The following is a 15,723-nucleotide window of genomic DNA, read 5'->3' on the forward strand; positions in this document are numbered from 1 at the left end:
AAGGTGTGTATCTAACCAGCAAACAAAATCAGACATTGACACCTACAAAACGAGAAAACCCCGCCAAGGCGAGGTTTTGTAAGTTGATAAGCTACGTCACTGCGTAACCACTCTTATCACAATAGCCAGTAAAATTCGTAACGAAAAGCGGAAATTTACGCGACAGCCGAAATTTCTGATCTGCTCGTCCAGGCGTCCATCTCAAGCGTCGCCCCGGTCATAGCCAAACAGCCCTCTATAAAGCTTTCTGCCATCATCAGCTTTTGCCTTATGTTCCCTTCTGAAACCTTCCATCTACGGGCTATCTCCGATTTTGATACCCCGTATCGGTAGTGCAGCATGATTACCCCAAGCTCTCTTTCGTCGCGTACCTTCTTCAATCTACCCACGGCACCGTCAACAATCAGACCGTCATTATCGCAGCATGAAGGCTTACTCTTGCTCGTGTTCGGCAGGAGCCCCTTAAACCCAGCAGCGATCGGAGAGTAGTCTACACCGCTGTTGTCTTTCGCCCACTGGCCCCAACGCTCTAATACCAACTGGATATCTCTCATAAAATTTCCTTGATGATTATCTCGCCGGCATTTCCCCAGCGTTTGGTTACGCGGACATCCCAAACGGCACAATCTTCAGAGTAGATTGCGTCCATAAGGGATTTTAGTAAGTTGTCTGCATCAGGCTTCTGCTGATGCGGTTTACCGGCCATCTCAGCGCGTTTCTTCTTGCTCCAGCTATCAGGCATGGGTAAAACAAACGTCACGTGATAGCCGCTCTCAGGCAGCGAGATTCGATTCAATTTCACCTCATCACAGAATGTCCGGTAGCGGAGAACTGGCGGGCGCTTGGCCCACCGGTCTTTTTGTGTCATGCGTGGTTTAGGGATTGGCGTGACCTGATACGTCTTCATGCGATCGCCCCGATGCCAAAGGAGTAATCCAGGAACTGCGCCAGTAAATCCGTTTGGCTCCCATGTTCGGCTTCCCACGCTGCGGGGTCGTCATGCAAATTGCGGTGGCAGGTGCGACACAACGGGATTGTCAGGTAGTCGCTGGGCTTGGTTCCCATTCCGCCCAGGCCGTGGCCGATGATGTGATGAGGGTCATCAGCTCGGGCGCCACAACCGCAGCAAGGACGAGTCTTAACCCAGCGCGTATATTTGCTGTCCTCTACGCGGGTGAGCTTTGGCCGCAACATGAAGGCCTTTTGTGGCGCTGGGTCTACGGTGAAGCACTTAGCCGCCTGCTTAGCGATGAGTTCTTTAACCGACGGCTGACAGTCCATGTCGGATTCTTTGCGTGTACCGCTGATAACCTTTGGCTCAGGCCTGTCGGTCACCGTACGCGCCACCTCTTCGGGGATTAGATCGAATACCCCGGCAAGCATCGACCACAGCAGCAGCTCAGGAATGCTTAACGGGCCTTCCGACTTCAAGCGGTGCTTTGCAGTCTCTGCTATCCAGCGCGCAGTATTACGTGCTGCTATTTTTTCCAGCTTTGGCGATGAGCCGCAGCTTTGTTTGTAACACTGAGGGCAAATGCGAACGGCGGAATGCCCTACTCGCTCAGTGTCCAGAATCGTCGATGGACGGTCATGTTTGCTGTATTGGCATTTCGTGAACTGCGTCGCCCATGCCTCAATCGCATTAACGCCGCCGCAGGCGTTTATGACACGCTCGTGCTGGAAGAAAACCTGCAGCAGCAGATCGCTGGCGATCTCATGTTCCACCGGCGGCAGAACACCTTCAGGCGTATCTACAAATTTACGAGGGATTGTAGAAATCATCAGGCGCCCGTTCATGTGAAACGCCATCTCCTCAGTTACCGGGATCAGCACAATGCCCAGATCACGCTGTACCGCTGCTTTGACTATCGCTCTCATGTCGGTTGTCCCTGTTTTTTGGCGCGAATTCGAGCCAGCAGCTCTTCACCTTTGCGCTGAAATTTTCCGTCTTTGTCCATCAGTTCTGATGGGGCTGGGATATGCTGCTTGTAGGCGATTTGTGGCGCTGGGGTTGGCACGCGCTCGCCCTTAGCCAATCGTTTAGCCCAGCGATTGAGGTGATGCTGAATTGACTTGCGGATCTCACTTTCGGTGTGGTTGTACTGGAGCATCTGATGACGAACGTCGATCACAATCCAGTACATAACCGGAGCCGACCAGTTGAAATCCTCTGGGCGAACGTGACCGCGATTAGCGCTGTAGCGTTTGAACTCCGCCTCAACCTCATCAACCGATGGCAGGCCGGCATTCAAAGCTGCGCCCGTCTTGCACCAGCCAATGAATTTCCCACAGCTAGGCCAGAAATCGCTTTCCTGCTGTCGGGCCATACGCATGCCAGCTTGCAGTTGTTCCACCGAGGTGATCCCGTTCTCTGCGAATGCCAGGATCCACTGACGCTTTGCTGCAGCGACTTCTGCTGGCGTGCTCAACGCTGTCTGTTTTGCCGCAGGAAAGACTTGCATGAGGTTGGTGAACAGCAGATCAACCAATTTTTCCGCATTCCCATTGACTACCCGCGCCTGTGGCTCCGCCGGCATCATCCGCGCCAAGGCTCCACCATCGCGATTTTGAATGGCACTCATGAATTTATTCATAGCGTGTTACCCCAGGCTTCGGCAGTGTTCCAGTGTCCACCAGACGCGCCGGCAGGGTTGGCGCTAAGCTTCAGCGTCAGGTCATCCCACTTCTCGCGCAGCTTTGACGGGCTCAGGATGTTCTTGCACCAGAACGGATCCCGGTTTGCCTTCGCGAACAGCTCGCAGATTTGCTTGTGCGTGCGACCGTCCTGAGAACGCATCAGACGAATTTCGTTTGCCCAGTCTGTCCAGTTAGGTTCCTTCGGTCTGGCGACTTCCCCATCGCTTTCGGCAGCTTGCTCATACAGCTTCACGATGCGAGAGCGGATCCACTCCGCGCACTTCAGGTCTTCAGCACTACCCCAGATTTTTTTCTTGGCACTGAACACAGCAGCTTCAGGATGCCGAGATAAAAACTTCTCCTCGTCTGATTCGTCGGGTTGCGTAGCGACCTGACAAGAAGATTTATTGTCTTTAGGTTCTAGTGATAGGTTCTGGTGCCACGTGCTGCCACAGGGGGTGCCAGCAGGTGACACAGGGGCTGTGCTTTCTGACACCACACCTGTGCTTTCTCCTGACCCACCTGTGTTTTTTGACGGCACAGGGGCTGTGCTTTTTCCTGCCATAGGGGCTGTGTTTTCTGACGACACAGGGTTACCCAAGGTCAACTGGTAAATATTTGACGTGTTGCCCTTCCCATTGTTGCTACCAAGGCGGTTCTCTTTGGATAGCAACCCCATAGTTATCAATGCCGTGATATGCGCCTTTACCGCGCTCTTGCTGCACTCGCAATGATCGGCAATGTGTTGGTACGACGGCCAGCATTCGCCGTCATCGTTGGCGTTGTCAGCCATTTTGATGAGCACCAGCTTGCGCAGTGGGTTACCCACCTTAATTTTCATGGCCGTTGCCATCAGGATCATGCTCATACATCCACCCGCTTAAATTTCTCTTTGAACCTCTCAAGGGGCTGCATGCACTCATGCGGATAACCCTCTCGCGTGAAAATGACCTGGCGCTCAATCCGATCCCAACGGATGACGTGAACCTGTACGCCCCGCCAGTCCGTGTAATACCGATCGAGCTCAGTACTTTGCGAGCTGGACATTTTTCAACCCTTGACGAGATACCGACATATCGATAACAATCAGGCTGTTCATTGCAGAACTCCCAGTTAGAAAAGTGATTGCCGACCAGCTGCAACTGCTCGGCTTTCTTCTTGCCCCAGGCCATAAAGCCCCCTATTCCGTCTTTGGTTCCCGGATGTGCTCCAGCATCGCCATTAGTCCGCGCGCCAGATCAGCGACTTCTTCGCCCCTGAACGTCAGCATTGTTTCCGAACGCTTAAAGCCGGTAGCGGCCAGCAACAGGCTCGCTTTCTCCACCAGCCCCCCTTTGCTCTGCCAGCGGCTCACCTGCGATTTATCAACGCCGATCGCGCCCGCCAGGCTTGTCACTCCGATTGCTGCAATGCGGCTCATGATGTCGCTCTGAATCGCCTGCGCTTCGTTGCGTGTTGTTGCGGTTGATTCCATTTACAATTTCCATGTCTTACAGATGTTTGTTGAATTGCCCGTGAGCAATGGTGTTTCAGCTGTCTGGGTTGGCTTCGTGAAGCAACCATTCGGCGCTGAATTTGCCTTTGGATGCCGCAGCAAGTCGCTGGGCGTAATCCGTTTTTTTTGTGTATTCGGTTCGCGGCAATCGGCCTTTGGCGTACCACTTGTGGACGGCAACCACCGATAAACCGCAGATTTTCGCTGCCGCCGTTTGCCCACCAACCGCATCTACTGCAATTTGTACTGGGTTCATAGGAGTCCTTTATTAACCAAATTAACTACGAGTTAAGAATATATCTTAACTGACAGTTATGTCAATTCTTTGGATACTTAACGCATGGTTAAAAAAGATGAACTGAAAGAGAAATTCACAGAACGCTTGCGCGCTGCTTGTCTTGAAGCTGGCGTAGGTGGACGTGGGCTTCCAAAACGAATGAAAGACGCCCTAGCTAAACAGGGGATTTCCATAACTGAGCCGGGGATCTGGAAGTGGATGAATGCTGCCGCAATTCCTGACTCCGTAAACATTCTTGCCTTGAGCCGTTGGCTTCATGTTCGCCCGGAGTGGCTTGAATATGGACGCGGGGAGATGAAAGAGACTGCCCAAGGCAAAGCCGACCCTGAAGCAAACATTCCACCCGAGGAAGAATGGGAAAGCGTTGACGCCTGGGATAGTAGTACCCCTCTCCCTACGGATGAGGTGGAAGTGCCGTTTTTGCGAGATATTGAACTCGCCGCTGGGGACGGAAGTTATAACGAAGAAGACTATAACGGGTTTAAATTGAGATTCTCCAAAGCCACGCTGCGCCGGATAGGCGCAAGAACAGATGGTACCGGAGTGCTCTGCTTCCCTGCGCGCGGTAACAGCATGGAGCCAAACATTCCAGACGGTTCCACCGTCGCGGTAAACACTGACGATAAGCAAATAGTGGATGGTAAGATCTACGCAATAAACCAGGACGGCTGGAAGCGGTTGAAAATACTTTACCGTGTCGGCCCTAACCGCATAAGCATCAGAAGCTTTAACGATGCGGAGCACCCTGCCGAAGAGGTAGATCTGGACAAAATTGAAGTCATAGGCCGCCTCTTCTGGACATCAACCATCTGGTAATAGCCCGCAAGTAACTATCAAACCCGGCCACGCGCCGGGTTTTTTTGTGCCTTTCACCACCAAACCTTTCAAAAACGCCCCCTCACGAGAAATAAATCACAACTAAATTTTCTTTTGGTTCATTTGGTTATCGTTTTATCACAACTAAATTAACCATTGGTTATTGACCAAAATTAACCGATAGCTAATAATCAGCTCATCGACAGCATCAACGTCACCGGCAGGAAGCCACACAGGTAAGACGCCCAGGGGTGAGCGATGCAATCACTCCCCGGCCCCGAGAGGGATCGACCGGTAACGTTCTTTAGGGAAGAAGTGGATTTACCCTGCCGTCGAGAGCATCCGGCGGACAGGCATAAAACCACTGAGGATTTGCGATGAACACTACTCACGATATGGGCAACAACGAAACAGTAAAGACCGGCGTTTTCCCAAACGGGGACGGCACGTTTACCGCGATGACGTTCACCAAGAGCCGGGATTTTAAAACAGCAGCAGGCGCGCAACGCTGGTTTGCTCGTCAGATGGCCGACTAACAGCAGAGGGTTACACGATGAACGCAGCACAACGCCGCAAGGCATATCGCAAGCACCCAAAAACCGGTGAAACCGTAATTCTTCGCGGAGTTCCCCGCCTGGTGCTGGGGCCATGCACATTCAATAGCTACACCGGCGAAGAACGCGCCAAGCCGTCAGTAAGCCGTGTTCGCGTGCAGATGAGCGGCGGTTCAACTGCAGCGCCTCTGATTCGCAACTTAACGTTCTAACACGTATCGCGCCCTACGGGGCGCCACCGAGGCAATCATGACATTCAATCAAATCGTCTGGCTTGGCGTGTTTGTCTTATGCGCCGCCTGCTGGTCTGGTTTCGGTTTTTATCTCGCCGGTTAACGCCGGCGTCTCACCTATCTGGTGGCGTATCGTTTCGGTTCCTAATTTATATCTACACAGTATAAATCCCCGGAGCGGTGCGCCACCAGGTGCGTGAGAAATCACAAGCCTGCTCAGTACCACTTCCCTTGTCACATCCTTTGCCCCGCTAGCCGGGGCTCTTTTTTTCACATCAGTAAAGGCGCTGCCCGCTGCTCCAGTGTGCTGGAACCGTAGGGAAACCGAGCGCGTGCATCAACTCAGGCAGCGCCTTTACCCATGTGAATTTCATTGAGAGGACATGTTATGCAAACCACTACTCAACGCTGTGAACACTGCGGCCAGACGCGCGACGTAGAGAAAAAAGCAGTGAGCATTCAGCGCTACGAAGACGGCAGATATAAGGCCGTCCGAATCCTCGTCTGCGCCGATACCTGCGCGCCGGTGTACGTCGTCCGCCAGAACATCAGAACACTGCAGCGCCGCCTGCACACTCAGCAGCGGAGGCCAACATGGTAAGCCTCAACGCCCGCATACAGCACAAATACGATCTGACCGGGGGCGATTTCGCCCCTAAGCGCCACCACGGCAAACACCTTTTCTACCTACTCATTTTTACCCTGTGCCTGCTGACTGCCGGCGCGGTCTGGAGTTAATGCATGGCGAACTCATTCAAGCAGATGAAGAACAACGGAACGCTTAAGCGGACTGACTCCGGGATGTTCATCAAGCTGGCTGATATTCATGTCCAAGAGGGCTTCAACAAGCGCGTAGACGATGAGCGCACACAGGCCGCTGATGATGACCTGTTCAATCATCTGTCATCAGGGAAACCGGTTCCTCCGCTTGAGGTTCGTCCACGCGATGAAGGCGGCGTGTGGGTTGTTGAGGGCCACCGCCGGCACCGCGCATATTTACGTTGCCGTGACGCGGGAAAGCCCGTTGAGTGGATAGCCATCCTGCCTTTCACTGGTAGCGACGTGGAGCGCATAGCGCGCATCATGAACAGCAATAGTCAGCTGGCTCTTACCCCATACGAGCAATCACAAGTGGTAAAAGAGCTCGCAGGCTTCAATCTGTCACCGGATGAGATCGCCGCGCTGGTCGGCAAAAGCCGCGCTACGGTCGATAAGTTGCTTGCCCTCACCCAAGCAAATCACGATGTTCAGACGCTGGTCAAAGATGGCGCCGTTGCCGTAGATGCTGCTGTTGAGCGCGTTAAAGAGCATGGCGATCAAGCCGGAAAAGTGCTGGCTGGCGACGTTGAGAAGGCCAAAGCCGCAGGCAAGAATAAGGTCACTAAATCCTTCATCGCGCCGAAATTCAGTGCTCCAAAATCCCGCAAGCTCGTCACGCTCTTAGCACAGGCTGAAGTCCGTGAAATCGACGGCCAGACCGCCTACATCCTTCCAGCTGGAACTCAGCTTGATGTGCTCGCCATTCTCGATGAATACCGCTCCACCAGCGGCAAGGAGAATCCCGATGGTTCAGAGATATAACCCTGATTACGTCATGCATGCGGCTCGCTTTGAGCCGTTTGCCCGCGAAAACGAGCACGGTGAGTTCGTTAAATTCTCCGACTATGAAGTTTTGAAGGCTGAGCACGATGCGCTGGCTGTGGAGCGCGATGCTGCACGAAATGCGCTGGCCTCAATATACAAGACCGTGACCGGAGAGCTTCCAGAGTGGAGCAACTGGCACGCATACCTTGAAGACATTGTTGAAGAGGTAGGCGCTGCTATTGCAGCCAATCAAACCGCTGATGCGCTGGCTGTGGAGAATCAGGCGCTGAAGGATTCGAACAGAAAATTGATAAACGAGCAACAGGCGTCATGGCCTATTGGTTTGCTTGATTCATTTATTGCTGAACATGACCCGCAAACCCCAGCCACTGACGCAGCACTTGCAGCTATCGAAATGCGGGCAAAGGTTGAGGCTATTGAGCTGCTTATCGGTAGAAAGAAAAGAGAGATCGCCGACATGCATCCTGATACTCACGCCTTTGGTATGACATCTGCGCTCATTCGAAACCAGATCCGATGCTTGGAATCATTCGCCACCGAGCTGCGGGAGGCCAAATGAAAGAGCGCCCAGTGATTTTCAACGGCGAGATGGTTCGCGCCATTCTCGACGGCCGCAAGACCCAGACGCGGCGGGTTATGAAGGTTCAGCCTGAATCATCAGGGTTTGGCCTGCGTTTTATCACAGAATCACTTAACAACCGTGATACCGGGAAATACTTCTGGTCGCAATCTGACGCCTGCGGCATCAACAAGTCCAGATCAAAGCCATTCCTATGCCCATTCGGCCAGGTAGGCGATCGGCTGTGGGTGCGCGAGACGTTTCAAGGCCCACTAATTCCCGAGGATGAGTTGAGTGAGTATCTCGGTGCTAATCCAGATAAGTTCCAATCTCCTGCGTACTGTGAATATGCGGCTGATGGCGGCGCGAAGCCTGAGTATGTCGATTCTGATGAGAATACTCGTTATGGCTGGCGCCCATCAATCCACATGCCGCGCTGGGCCAGCAGAATCACGCTGGAAATCACCGCCGTGCGCGTTGAGCGGCTGAACGATATCAGCGAAGAGGACGCCAAAGCTGAAGGCGCGCCAACAGAGTTATGCATTATTGGCGAGAAACACTACATGGGTTTTCGCACTCTCTGGCAATCCATCTACGGCGAAGAAAGCTGGGGCGCCAACCCCTGGGTGTGGGTTATTGAGTTTCGTCGCGTGGAGGTGCGTGATGCCAGCAAATGAACTGAAACTTCAGAGCGGTAGAACCTATCGTGGCAAGCGACCACGCAACGCTATGGGGTTGGTTAACGACAGAACGATCCTGCATATCGGCGCTACCACCGTGCAATACGACAGCCCATCAGTTTCGTTCGGCAGACATTACCCGTCAGTAAGCCGTGAGAAGTTTCTGGCATGGGCTGAGAGGGATGTGACTGAAGAGTTGCCGCAGGGCGAGTTCGCTACATGGCCTATTGGCAGCGCTAGGGAGGTGGGGCAATGAACGTGACCGTCAATTCATACTTCTGCGGCGCCGGCCTGATGGATATCGGCCTAATGGATGCCGGTATCAAGGTTAACCAGGCGTTTGAACTGGATACCGACGCCTGCAAAACCTACCGGCACAACCTTGGCGACCATGTGAAGCAATGCGACATAAGCCAAGAGCTTGTTTTCGAGCAGGATACCTGCGACGGCATGGTTTTCACGTACCCATGCACGAAATACTCGACGATCGGAGATATCCATGGCGTGCGCACCGGTGATGATTTGTTCCTGCATGCTCTCCGTCACTTCGCGCTGGCAAAGCCCGAATTTTACGTGATCGAGAACGTGCCAGGGATGCGCGCATTTCCTGTCGTGATGGAAGCGATGACGCGCATGCCGGACTACTTCATTCAGGTGTTCTGCCCGATCAAGTCGGAGACGTGGTTACCACAGAAGCGAAGCCGCCTGATCATCATCGGCACCCGTCGCATCTTCGCCGTGCGCCCACCGGAGAATTCATCGCGTATCCCGCTGTCAGCGATTCTGGAAGATGACCCGCAAGTCACGCTGCCTTCGGCTATCGCTAAACGCATGAACGGCGCCTATCGCGATCTGCCAATTATCAGTGACCCGGCAGCGGGTGATCTGGCGCCAACATGCGTCGCCCACTACGCCAAAGACAAGAGCACGCGTCTCGTAGTCGATAAGCGCTTCCCATTGGGTGTGCGGCCATATTCGAAACGAGAGTATGCACGCCTGCAGGGCGTTCCTGATTGGTTCGATTTCCCCGTATCCGACACTGCCGCTTACAAGCAGATCGGTAATGGCGTGAGCGTTCAGGTTGGCATGTGGGTTGGTGCGGAGATGATCCGCTATATGGGGCAAGTGAGAGGTATTCAGCATGGCTAAGCCCGAGAGCAACATAGCCATCACAGATCACACGTTAAGTTTAAAGTAATATTGTATAATCCCCACGGTTGTTATACTTCAAGACCTGTTATGGTTAACTGTGGTGGTGATAATATGTCAATAAATAACCTGCATGATGAGCAAGAGTTATGGGCGATGGGTATCTTAATGCGAACAGGTGTTTTTACAAACTGTAAAATACATAAAGATGCAGTGTTCGAAGGTGGCAAAGATATCGATGCAGCCTATAAATATGCAAACTCAATTTTTACTAAAAGCCCAAATGACGTTCCTTTTGAAGACCGTATAGAAATGACTGATACTATTAAATCAGTTTTTGAAGAGTACTGTGGGTGTGCCATTTGTCCATCATGTGAAAGCAACTTCTAATTATTTTTATAGATTTTATTTTTAATATCACCCGCTATATGCGGGTTTTTATTATCTGGAGAATAGGAACCACCTAATGCTTGACCTTGAAACGTTGGGTAAGAAGCCAAGCGCCACTATCTTGACTATCGGCGCCGTGCTTTTTTATCCGCGCACCGGCGAGCTTGGCGAGCAGTTCTACACCGCCACGCCAGCGCCAGCAGTGGTGGATAAGCCGAGCCTGCCAACGCATGTTTATCGCGATCTGCTGGATATGTTGCAAGAGGCGGCATTTGCCTATGGCGGTACTTAGCAACAACGAGGCAACTCAGCTATGCATTAAGCATTCACGTTCAACCTGACCATCCGCACACCCGCGCTTCAATGCTGGCTCAACCTGTAAGCCAGCGCTACACGTTGCCACCGCACGTTTTCCGAGAGCTGGTAAATAGCCTCCGCGATACCGCTGTGAAGTATCAAGGAAATCAGCAATTGCGCGAACAACTGAAGAAAACACTGAAAAAGGCCGGGTTGCTAACTCAAAGCACAAGATAATAGCTAAATTAGTTCATCGTATTCAGCCTCTGCATTCTTCTTATCTTTCAAGTTGAAATTTCCAACCTGTAAGCCTGCGAAAGCTTCTGAATACCAATAACCTTTTTCGTTATGTAGTTCATCACCAGCCTGCAGAACTAAATCATTAGGTGAAGTTAAAACTGCATACTCATGCTCTCCAAACTTAACCAGATAGCAGCATCGTTCTCCTTGAAAATCAATTTCTTTTGCTGCAATGACTGTTCCACGCATGGTTACCTTCCTCAAAGTATGGATGTTGATAAGCCCCTACATAGGGACTTACATAAACTAATAGATGAAAACTCATGGTATTGATACCCGACGATAACGAAATCATCTCGCGGCTCAGCATTGCCGGCTCCACGCCGGATTCTGTCGCAAGCCTCCTCCGCTGTGCCGGCTACAATGGCATGACCGGTAAAGCTATCCGCCAGCGCTTGATCAAGCTGGAAAAAGAAAACGCCGTTGAGAAAGTCCGCCGCCCTGGCATCCGATCCGCATGCTGGGCGCCAATCACCAAATAACCCACCGAAAATATGAAACCACGAATTCCGCAACGAATCAGCATCAAAGCTGAGGGGGTTCTATGCGCCTACAGGGAGGGCAAAAAGAAACCCAACCGGACATACCAACATAAGCATTTAACGCTGCCAGTGGCCCGCTGCTGGCGATTGCTGTCAAAAGACAACGGCAACTCATGGGAAGTCATGAGCCATGAGCGCTACAACAACCAAATCAGGATTTAACTATGACTAATTACGATCTGATTCTGTTCCTCATCGCAGACGGCGGTTTCTATATCCGTGATGAGCATATCTCTATGCTGCAGAAGAAATTTCCTGATGAGGGAATTACCCCGGAAAGGATTTCAAATCTGCGGTTTTCTCTCACAAGCTCCCCATATGTTCAATGCGAAATCACCTATGTGAAAGCGAACGTCCGCGCTCTGAAGGTCTTGTCTGTTGATCCGCTGTACCAGCGTTATGCAAGGAAAAAACCAAGAGGGGCCATCGCAAAACTTACCGACAGCTATTTACTCAGTGAGCCTCCGGAGGTTGTTCGCAGAATCCAACTCATGCAGCTGTTTAACCAGTTGCTTGCCCCCGTAACCCACCAGCGCGCCTACTGTTCCCGGGGATAGCCATGTCATTCAAATACAAATCATTGGCCCATCAGGCGGCCGAGGCAGAACGACGCGCCCATTTCGCAGATGCTGCAGAGAAGTGGCGCCAGGCGTTCGATGAGGCGCGGGCTGTGGATGTCGTGTGGGTTAATGTCCGCATAGAGTTTTGCGTCAACGCGGCCGCGCGCTGCTGGGGTAACGCTCAATGACCTATCAACTCATCTATGCAGATCCGCCGTGGAGTTACGGCAACACGATCAGCAATGGCGCCGCCGGCAATCACTACAGCACGATGAGCATGGCAGACCTGAAGCGTCTGCCGGTATGGGCTATTGCTGCTCCTGATAGCGTGCTCGCAATGTGGTACACCGGCAACCACAGCCAGGAGGCGATCGAACTGGCCGAATCCTGGGGATTCAGCGTCAGAACGATGAAAGCGTTCACCTGGGTGAAGCTGAACCAGCAAGCCGAACTGCGCTTCAACAAGGCGCTGCTGCAGCAAACCATCTTCGACTTCTCCGATCTGCTCGACATGCTCAATGCCGAAACCCGAATGAATGGCGGCAATTACACCCGCGCCAACTCCGAAGACGTGTTGATCGCCGTACGCGGCCAGGGCATCGAGCGCGCCAGCGCCTCAGTAAAACAGGTTGTGTTCAGCTGTCTCGGCGAGCACAGCGCGAAACCCTGGGAAGTCCGCCGGCGCCTTGAGCTGCTATACGGCGACGTGTCACGAATCGAACTATTCAGCCGTGGCGATGCGCCAGGCTGGGATCATTGGGGGAATCAATGCCCAGTAAACAGCCTGCAATTGCTGCCGGCAGCGTTCAGCAAAACGCTCTAAGATCAGTAGCGAAACGCTGTAACGACGAACTCCACGCCGCGATTAAGCAACACCCGAAAACCCCTTTCGACACCCTATCCCGCCCTATCATCATGAAGCATTTCGCACAGGTCGAACTGCTCGGCATTTCCTTGCCGCGATTCAACTACACGATCGGCATGCTGAATGGGCGTTTTACAGAGAGATAATCCATGACTAAAAACAACCTGCCAATTCAGCCTGTATTGATCACCCGCGAAGGTATACAGCAGCAGTTGGGCGGTATATCACGAACCACCTTTTGGCGCAGGAAAAAGCAGTGGGAAAAGGCTGGTACACCGTTCCCTAAACCAGCGCCTGGCACGAATCCAATCCATGGCGGCGAGCAGTATAGATATTGCGACGTGATACGATTTTTCCGCGCTCAAGGCCTCATTGATGAAACGCAGGACGCTACATGAGCGGCCCAAATATCCAGCGCATTTTGCTGCTCTTTGAGATATGAATGCTGGTCATATACCGCCAGAACTCCACCGAGTTTATGCCCCAGCACCTTTTCGGATACGTGGGGCTCAATCCCTAATTCGCTCATTTTAGTTTTTGCGGTGCGGCGTAGATCATGCATTGCCCAGTCATGAACTCCCATCTCATTCCTAAGCTGTTCCGCCATGTTCAATAGAACACCTGCTGACATAGGGCGATCGCCCTGCACAATCGCCGGCGGGAACAATTGCGATATGTTCGGGTATAGCGACATAGCCTCCTCAATTAGCTTTGCGGCATCCCCTGATAGTCCTCTCACAAACGGCTGGCGTGTTTTTGAATTTTCCGCAGGAACGCGCCACGTTCTGTTTTTCACATCAAACTCACCCTTCTTTGCCTTCCTTAGTTCAACTCCCCGACACCCTGTAAGCAGCAACAATTTGATGAATATCTTGTTCTGGTGAACAATCCGGGAACCTTCAAGAGCCAACCAAAAAACTCCTATTTCATCATCACTGAAATACCGTTTAACCACGCCAACAGGTTTTCCAACGTCGCTAATTCTCAATGCGGCGATCGGATTAACGCGAATCTTCTCCGTTCTCAGGCAATACGAAAACACCTGCTTTAGCTTTGAAAGCATGATCCCAGCAAAGGTTTCCGCCCCATTCGTTCTCATCCTTTTGAAAATTGGCTGCCAGTGGGATATCTGCATTTCATCGACAATCATATCGCCTACATATGGGATTACATGCCGCTCAAAAGCCCTCTCCCAATACTTCAATTTCACAAGGCGCTGAGCCTGAGCGCTGGCCGTCCAATGAGATAGACAGTCTTTCACAGAAGCTGCGCCGGCGATCTCCTCCAGCGTCATGGATTTAACTGTGATGGGGTCTTTCCCTTCGGCCAAGACGCGCTTGGCCTCTTGAACCATATCGCGCGCTTCTTTGAGCGAAATTTCGTCGTAACTTCCAAGCGTCATGCGGCGTGCCTTACCTGCGTACCGGTATCGGTACTGGAAGACAATCAGCCCAAGTGGGGTTATACGGATAGACAGACCGCCGCCGTCAGGCATCTCGATCAGTTTTGGGATGGGTTTTCCATTAAGCTTGCGGAGTTTGGCATCGGTGAGCACTGTGTACATCTCCAATTATGTACACAGGTATGTACACAATTTTAGTGGCTTGGATTGAAATCACATGAAACGGATTGAATCACTAGCCAAGGGCTTTTTCAAGCACCACAGTGAGTTGATGGGGGGATTTGAAACAGAATGGAATCACGTGAACTGCCGAGCATTGCTTACACGACAGATCACATGCAGTACGAAAATTGGATTTTGGGTTTGGTCAGCCAGGTTTCAGATCTCGCCCACAATTGCCAGATTGAAACCTCACTGGGTATACAGAATGGAACGCATACCTTCTCAGCCACATTCGGCTAAGCGAATAGTATCACTAAAATTGTTCCGGATAAATAAAGCGCCGCCCTCACGCTTTCGCGTCAGCCGGCGCAAAAACGGTTTTCATGTAGCTGAGGGTGGCCAGCAGGCACAGGCCGTAGCCCAGCAGTTCGCAACCCTCTTCCACCATGTTTTTCACCACCCGGTTGTAGCCGTCCAGCATCAGCGTTTGCCACAGCGCGCTCATGCCGAACAGGCGTGAAAACACCAAAATGCACAGCAGGCCGGCGCACATCATGCCGTAGGCGGGATGCGTCACGAAATAGGCCAGGCCGCGCACCGCCGCCGCGATGTGCCGCGCTGCATGCACCAGGCAGGCCAAGGCTACCGCCAGCGCGAACCACACCCAGGCGCCGTGCCACAGCGCATCGAAGGCGAAATCCATCTCGCGGATCAGCATGCAGAGAAAGAAACCGCCGACCAGCATCCAGGCGGAGCGGCGTTCAGCCTGCCGCCGGGCCACGGCGAAGAAACCGCCGGAGATGGCGAGCAGCAACAGCTCCTGCGCCGCTTCGGTCAGCGAGGTTTCATGCACGAAATTATGCAGCCAGTGTACGTCGATAAATACCAGGCCGACCAAGACCGCCAAAAAAGCGCAGTAGAGCAGAAAGGCAACGGCTTTCCCCAGCAAAATATGCAGTTCTTGTTTCATAATCACACTCATTATTATTTACAGCGCATCTATGTTATCCACCTGTCCCCAGGGATCGTGGCAATTGATGCCTAATACCCTACACAGCGATTAAGGTGGTCATTAATCACGCCGCAAACAATAAAAACCCCGGCACATGGCCGGGGTAAGCGCCAGTCTTTCCTGGCTGTCATTTCATCGTCGTCGGTATTTCAGGCTCTCATCCCTAT

28 protein-coding genes are annotated in these 15,723 nt (G+C 52.4%); 17 read left to right on the forward strand and 11 right to left on the reverse strand.

Annotated elements, in window-relative coordinates; genetic code table 11:
• Positions 1-155 precede the first annotated feature (155 nt).
• The 8 genes from ACJ8MK_RS00195 to ACJ8MK_RS00230 form a co-directional block, all read right to left on the reverse strand.
• Positions 156-554 (reverse strand): antiterminator Q family protein, encoded by a 399-nt coding sequence (locus ACJ8MK_RS00195; protein ID WP_060706489.1) that lies wholly within the window; start codon positions 552-554, stop codon positions 156-158.
• Entirely contained in the window at positions 551-907 is a 357-nt protein-coding gene (locus ACJ8MK_RS00200; protein WP_442517411.1) for a RusA family crossover junction endodeoxyribonuclease, read from the reverse strand. Before ACJ8MK_RS00200 ends, ACJ8MK_RS00195 begins: the two co-directional genes overlap by 4 nt.
• The gene (locus ACJ8MK_RS00205; RefSeq protein WP_442517412.1) at positions 904-1,878 is read right to left on the reverse strand and encodes a DUF968 domain-containing protein; all 975 of its coding nucleotides are present in this window, start codon (positions 1,876-1,878) and stop codon (positions 904-906) included. Before ACJ8MK_RS00205 ends, ACJ8MK_RS00200 begins: the two co-directional genes overlap by 4 nt.
• A complete protein-coding gene (locus ACJ8MK_RS00210) occupies positions 1,875-2,594 on the reverse strand; it encodes a replication protein P (protein WP_147882760.1) in 720 nt (239 codons plus the stop codon). The genes ACJ8MK_RS00205 and ACJ8MK_RS00210 overlap by 4 nt, the downstream gene beginning before the upstream one ends.
• Positions 2,591-3,505: a helix-turn-helix domain-containing protein gene (locus ACJ8MK_RS00215; protein WP_319868951.1), complete on the reverse strand. Its 915-nt coding sequence runs from the start codon at positions 3,503-3,505 to the stop codon at positions 2,591-2,593. Before ACJ8MK_RS00215 ends, ACJ8MK_RS00210 begins: the two co-directional genes overlap by 4 nt.
• The gene (locus tag ACJ8MK_RS00220; RefSeq protein WP_147882762.1) at positions 3,502-3,684 is read right to left on the reverse strand and encodes a DUF4222 domain-containing protein; all 183 of its coding nucleotides are present in this window, start codon (positions 3,682-3,684) and stop codon (positions 3,502-3,504) included. Before ACJ8MK_RS00220 ends, ACJ8MK_RS00215 begins: the two co-directional genes overlap by 4 nt.
• A 133-nt stretch (positions 3,685-3,817) precedes the next feature.
• Positions 3,818-4,111, reverse strand: coding sequence for a CII family transcriptional regulator (locus ACJ8MK_RS00225; RefSeq protein ID WP_319845882.1), 294 nt, complete (start codon positions 4,109-4,111; stop codon positions 3,818-3,820).
• Between the two features lie 55 nt (positions 4,112-4,166).
• Positions 4,167-4,388 (reverse strand): hypothetical protein, encoded by a 222-nt coding sequence (locus tag ACJ8MK_RS00230; protein ID WP_071845069.1) that lies wholly within the window; start codon positions 4,386-4,388, stop codon positions 4,167-4,169.
• An 84-nt stretch (positions 4,389-4,472) separates the two neighbouring features.
• On the opposite strand from ACJ8MK_RS00230, the gene ACJ8MK_RS00235 reads away from it, so the two are divergent.
• The 11 genes from ACJ8MK_RS00235 (at position 4,473) to ACJ8MK_RS00285 (ending at position 10,708) form a co-directional block, all read left to right on the forward strand.
• Complete coding sequence (locus tag ACJ8MK_RS00235) at positions 4,473-5,246, forward strand: S24 family peptidase (protein ID WP_197797536.1); 774 nt, start codon at positions 4,473-4,475, stop codon at positions 5,244-5,246.
• A 377-nt stretch (positions 5,247-5,623) separates the two neighbouring features.
• Positions 5,624-5,782: a DUF1391 family protein gene (locus ACJ8MK_RS00240; RefSeq protein WP_064505240.1), complete on the forward strand. Its 159-nt coding sequence runs from the start codon at positions 5,624-5,626 to the stop codon at positions 5,780-5,782.
• Positions 5,783-5,799: 17 nt separating this feature from the next.
• On the forward strand, positions 5,800-6,012 hold the full coding sequence (locus ACJ8MK_RS00245) for a hypothetical protein (protein WP_442517413.1): 213 nt from the start codon (positions 5,800-5,802) through the stop codon (positions 6,010-6,012).
• Positions 6,013-6,421: 409 nt separating this feature from the next.
• A complete protein-coding gene (locus ACJ8MK_RS00250; RefSeq protein ID WP_060417760.1) occupies positions 6,422-6,634 on the forward strand; it encodes a hypothetical protein in 213 nt (70 codons plus the stop codon).
• Entirely contained in the window at positions 6,628-6,771 is a 144-nt protein-coding gene (locus ACJ8MK_RS00255; RefSeq protein WP_154582428.1) for a hypothetical protein, read from the forward strand. Before ACJ8MK_RS00250 ends, ACJ8MK_RS00255 begins: the two co-directional genes overlap by 7 nt.
• Before the next feature lie 3 nt (positions 6,772-6,774).
• A complete protein-coding gene (locus ACJ8MK_RS00260) occupies positions 6,775-7,614 on the forward strand; it encodes a ParB/RepB/Spo0J family partition protein (RefSeq protein WP_442517414.1) in 840 nt (279 codons plus the stop codon).
• Positions 7,598-8,197 (forward strand): hypothetical protein, encoded by a 600-nt coding sequence (locus ACJ8MK_RS00265; RefSeq protein WP_442517415.1) that lies wholly within the window; start codon positions 7,598-7,600, stop codon positions 8,195-8,197. The genes ACJ8MK_RS00260 and ACJ8MK_RS00265 overlap by 17 nt, the downstream gene beginning before the upstream one ends.
• Complete coding sequence (locus ACJ8MK_RS00270) at positions 8,194-8,874, forward strand: morphogenetic protein (RefSeq protein WP_442517416.1); 681 nt, start codon at positions 8,194-8,196, stop codon at positions 8,872-8,874. The genes ACJ8MK_RS00265 and ACJ8MK_RS00270 overlap by 4 nt, the downstream gene beginning before the upstream one ends.
• A gap of 255 nt (positions 8,875-9,129) precedes the next feature.
• On the forward strand, positions 9,130-10,026 hold the full coding sequence (locus ACJ8MK_RS00275; protein ID WP_442517417.1) for a DNA cytosine methyltransferase: 897 nt from the start codon (positions 9,130-9,132) through the stop codon (positions 10,024-10,026).
• 114 nt (positions 10,027-10,140) lie between these two features.
• Positions 10,141-10,416, forward strand: a complete 276-nt coding sequence (locus tag ACJ8MK_RS00280) for a hypothetical protein (RefSeq protein WP_308351957.1) — start codon at positions 10,141-10,143, stop codon at positions 10,414-10,416.
• A 76-nt stretch (positions 10,417-10,492) separates the two neighbouring features.
• A complete protein-coding gene (locus ACJ8MK_RS00285; RefSeq protein ID WP_442517418.1) occupies positions 10,493-10,708 on the forward strand; it encodes a 3'-5' exoribonuclease domain-containing protein in 216 nt (71 codons plus the stop codon).
• Between the two features lie 245 nt (positions 10,709-10,953).
• Here the strand turns inward: ACJ8MK_RS00285 and ACJ8MK_RS00290 are convergent, their stop codons facing one another.
• Positions 10,954-11,202, reverse strand: a complete 249-nt coding sequence (locus ACJ8MK_RS00290) for a hypothetical protein (protein ID WP_308351960.1) — start codon at positions 11,200-11,202, stop codon at positions 10,954-10,956.
• A 74-nt stretch (positions 11,203-11,276) separates the two neighbouring features.
• Between ACJ8MK_RS00290 and ACJ8MK_RS00295 the strand changes: the two genes are divergently transcribed.
• From ACJ8MK_RS00295 to ACJ8MK_RS00320, 6 genes are all read left to right on the forward strand, one after another.
• Positions 11,277-11,495, forward strand: a complete 219-nt coding sequence (locus ACJ8MK_RS00295; RefSeq protein ID WP_442517419.1) for a hypothetical protein — start codon at positions 11,277-11,279, stop codon at positions 11,493-11,495.
• 12 nt (positions 11,496-11,507) lie between these two features.
• Positions 11,508-11,717, forward strand: coding sequence for a ParE family toxin-like protein (locus ACJ8MK_RS00300; RefSeq protein WP_072265302.1), 210 nt, complete (start codon positions 11,508-11,510; stop codon positions 11,715-11,717).
• A 2-nt stretch (positions 11,718-11,719) separates the two neighbouring features.
• Positions 11,720-12,112, forward strand: a complete 393-nt coding sequence (locus tag ACJ8MK_RS00305) for a hypothetical protein (RefSeq protein ID WP_442517420.1) — start codon at positions 11,720-11,722, stop codon at positions 12,110-12,112.
• Between the two features lie 2 nt (positions 12,113-12,114).
• A complete protein-coding gene (locus ACJ8MK_RS00310; RefSeq protein WP_442517421.1) occupies positions 12,115-12,303 on the forward strand; it encodes an ANR family transcriptional regulator in 189 nt (62 codons plus the stop codon).
• Positions 12,300-12,938: an MT-A70 family methyltransferase gene (locus ACJ8MK_RS00315; RefSeq protein ID WP_442517422.1), complete on the forward strand. Its 639-nt coding sequence runs from the start codon at positions 12,300-12,302 to the stop codon at positions 12,936-12,938. The genes ACJ8MK_RS00310 and ACJ8MK_RS00315 overlap by 4 nt, the downstream gene beginning before the upstream one ends.
• A gap of 191 nt (positions 12,939-13,129) precedes the next feature.
• Positions 13,130-13,378, forward strand: a complete 249-nt coding sequence (locus tag ACJ8MK_RS00320) for a hypothetical protein (protein ID WP_072010253.1) — start codon at positions 13,130-13,132, stop codon at positions 13,376-13,378.
• Here the strand turns inward: ACJ8MK_RS00320 and ACJ8MK_RS00325 are convergent.
• Positions 13,342-14,544, reverse strand: coding sequence for a tyrosine-type recombinase/integrase (locus tag ACJ8MK_RS00325; protein WP_043147321.1), 1,203 nt, complete (start codon positions 14,542-14,544; stop codon positions 13,342-13,344). The two genes, ACJ8MK_RS00320 and ACJ8MK_RS00325, sit on opposite strands and share 37 nt — an antisense overlap.
• Before the next feature lie 346 nt (positions 14,545-14,890).
• Positions 14,891-15,514 (reverse strand): hypothetical protein, encoded by a 624-nt coding sequence (locus ACJ8MK_RS00330; RefSeq protein ID WP_442517423.1) that lies wholly within the window; start codon positions 15,512-15,514, stop codon positions 14,891-14,893.
• Positions 15,515-15,723: the final 209 nt, after the last annotated feature.

It is taken from the genome of Serratia sp. CY38905, assembly GCF_052168875.1.
Lineage (GTDB): Bacteria > Pseudomonadota > Gammaproteobacteria > Enterobacterales > Enterobacteriaceae > Serratia > Serratia sarumanii.

Excerpts from the sequence above, each read along its gene's own strand:
- ACJ8MK_RS00325 (WP_043147321.1), bottom strand. The coding sequence starts at position 14,544 with ATGTACACAGTGCTCACCGATGCCAAACTCCGCAAGCTTAATGGAAAA.
- ACJ8MK_RS00300 (WP_072265302.1), top strand. The coding sequence starts at position 11,508 with ATGAAACCACGAATTCCGCAACGAATCAGCATCAAAGCTGAGGGGGTT.
- ACJ8MK_RS00295 (WP_442517419.1), top strand. The coding sequence starts at position 11,277 with ATGGTATTGATACCCGACGATAACGAAATCATCTCGCGGCTCAGCATT.
- ACJ8MK_RS00275 (WP_442517417.1), top strand. The coding sequence starts at position 9,130 with ATGAACGTGACCGTCAATTCATACTTCTGCGGCGCCGGCCTGATGGAT.
- ACJ8MK_RS00330 (WP_442517423.1), bottom strand. The coding sequence starts at position 15,514 with ATGAAACAAGAACTGCATATTTTGCTGGGGAAAGCCGTTGCCTTTCTG.
- ACJ8MK_RS00245 (WP_442517413.1), top strand. The coding sequence starts at position 5,800 with ATGAACGCAGCACAACGCCGCAAGGCATATCGCAAGCACCCAAAAACC.
- ACJ8MK_RS00320 (WP_072010253.1), top strand. The coding sequence starts at position 13,130 with ATGACTAAAAACAACCTGCCAATTCAGCCTGTATTGATCACCCGCGAA.
- ACJ8MK_RS00240 (WP_064505240.1), top strand. The coding sequence starts at position 5,624 with ATGAACACTACTCACGATATGGGCAACAACGAAACAGTAAAGACCGGC.
- ACJ8MK_RS00205 (WP_442517412.1), bottom strand. The coding sequence starts at position 1,878 with ATGAGAGCGATAGTCAAAGCAGCGGTACAGCGTGATCTGGGCATTGTG.
- ACJ8MK_RS00255 (WP_154582428.1), top strand. The coding sequence starts at position 6,628 with ATGGTAAGCCTCAACGCCCGCATACAGCACAAATACGATCTGACCGGG.
- ACJ8MK_RS00200 (WP_442517411.1), bottom strand. The coding sequence starts at position 907 with ATGAAGACGTATCAGGTCACGCCAATCCCTAAACCACGCATGACACAA.
- ACJ8MK_RS00225 (WP_319845882.1), bottom strand. The coding sequence starts at position 4,111 with ATGGAATCAACCGCAACAACACGCAACGAAGCGCAGGCGATTCAGAGC.
- ACJ8MK_RS00305 (WP_442517420.1), top strand. The coding sequence starts at position 11,720 with ATGACTAATTACGATCTGATTCTGTTCCTCATCGCAGACGGCGGTTTC.
- ACJ8MK_RS00260 (WP_442517414.1), top strand. The coding sequence starts at position 6,775 with ATGGCGAACTCATTCAAGCAGATGAAGAACAACGGAACGCTTAAGCGG.
- ACJ8MK_RS00270 (WP_442517416.1), top strand. The coding sequence starts at position 8,194 with ATGAAAGAGCGCCCAGTGATTTTCAACGGCGAGATGGTTCGCGCCATT.
- ACJ8MK_RS00235 (WP_197797536.1), top strand. The coding sequence starts at position 4,473 with ATGGTTAAAAAAGATGAACTGAAAGAGAAATTCACAGAACGCTTGCGC.
- ACJ8MK_RS00280 (WP_308351957.1), top strand. The coding sequence starts at position 10,141 with ATGTCAATAAATAACCTGCATGATGAGCAAGAGTTATGGGCGATGGGT.
- ACJ8MK_RS00285 (WP_442517418.1), top strand. The coding sequence starts at position 10,493 with ATGCTTGACCTTGAAACGTTGGGTAAGAAGCCAAGCGCCACTATCTTG.
- ACJ8MK_RS00290 (WP_308351960.1), bottom strand. The coding sequence starts at position 11,202 with ATGCGTGGAACAGTCATTGCAGCAAAAGAAATTGATTTTCAAGGAGAA.
- ACJ8MK_RS00250 (WP_060417760.1), top strand. The coding sequence starts at position 6,422 with ATGCAAACCACTACTCAACGCTGTGAACACTGCGGCCAGACGCGCGAC.
- ACJ8MK_RS00220 (WP_147882762.1), bottom strand. The coding sequence starts at position 3,684 with ATGTCCAGCTCGCAAAGTACTGAGCTCGATCGGTATTACACGGACTGG.
- ACJ8MK_RS00210 (WP_147882760.1), bottom strand. The coding sequence starts at position 2,594 with ATGAATAAATTCATGAGTGCCATTCAAAATCGCGATGGTGGAGCCTTG.
- ACJ8MK_RS00230 (WP_071845069.1), bottom strand. The coding sequence starts at position 4,388 with ATGAACCCAGTACAAATTGCAGTAGATGCGGTTGGTGGGCAAACGGCG.
- ACJ8MK_RS00310 (WP_442517421.1), top strand. The coding sequence starts at position 12,115 with ATGTCATTCAAATACAAATCATTGGCCCATCAGGCGGCCGAGGCAGAA.
- ACJ8MK_RS00265 (WP_442517415.1), top strand. The coding sequence starts at position 7,598 with ATGGTTCAGAGATATAACCCTGATTACGTCATGCATGCGGCTCGCTTT.
- ACJ8MK_RS00215 (WP_319868951.1), bottom strand. The coding sequence starts at position 3,505 with ATGAGCATGATCCTGATGGCAACGGCCATGAAAATTAAGGTGGGTAAC.
- ACJ8MK_RS00195 (WP_060706489.1), bottom strand. The coding sequence starts at position 554 with ATGAGAGATATCCAGTTGGTATTAGAGCGTTGGGGCCAGTGGGCGAAA.
- ACJ8MK_RS00315 (WP_442517422.1), top strand. The coding sequence starts at position 12,300 with ATGACCTATCAACTCATCTATGCAGATCCGCCGTGGAGTTACGGCAAC.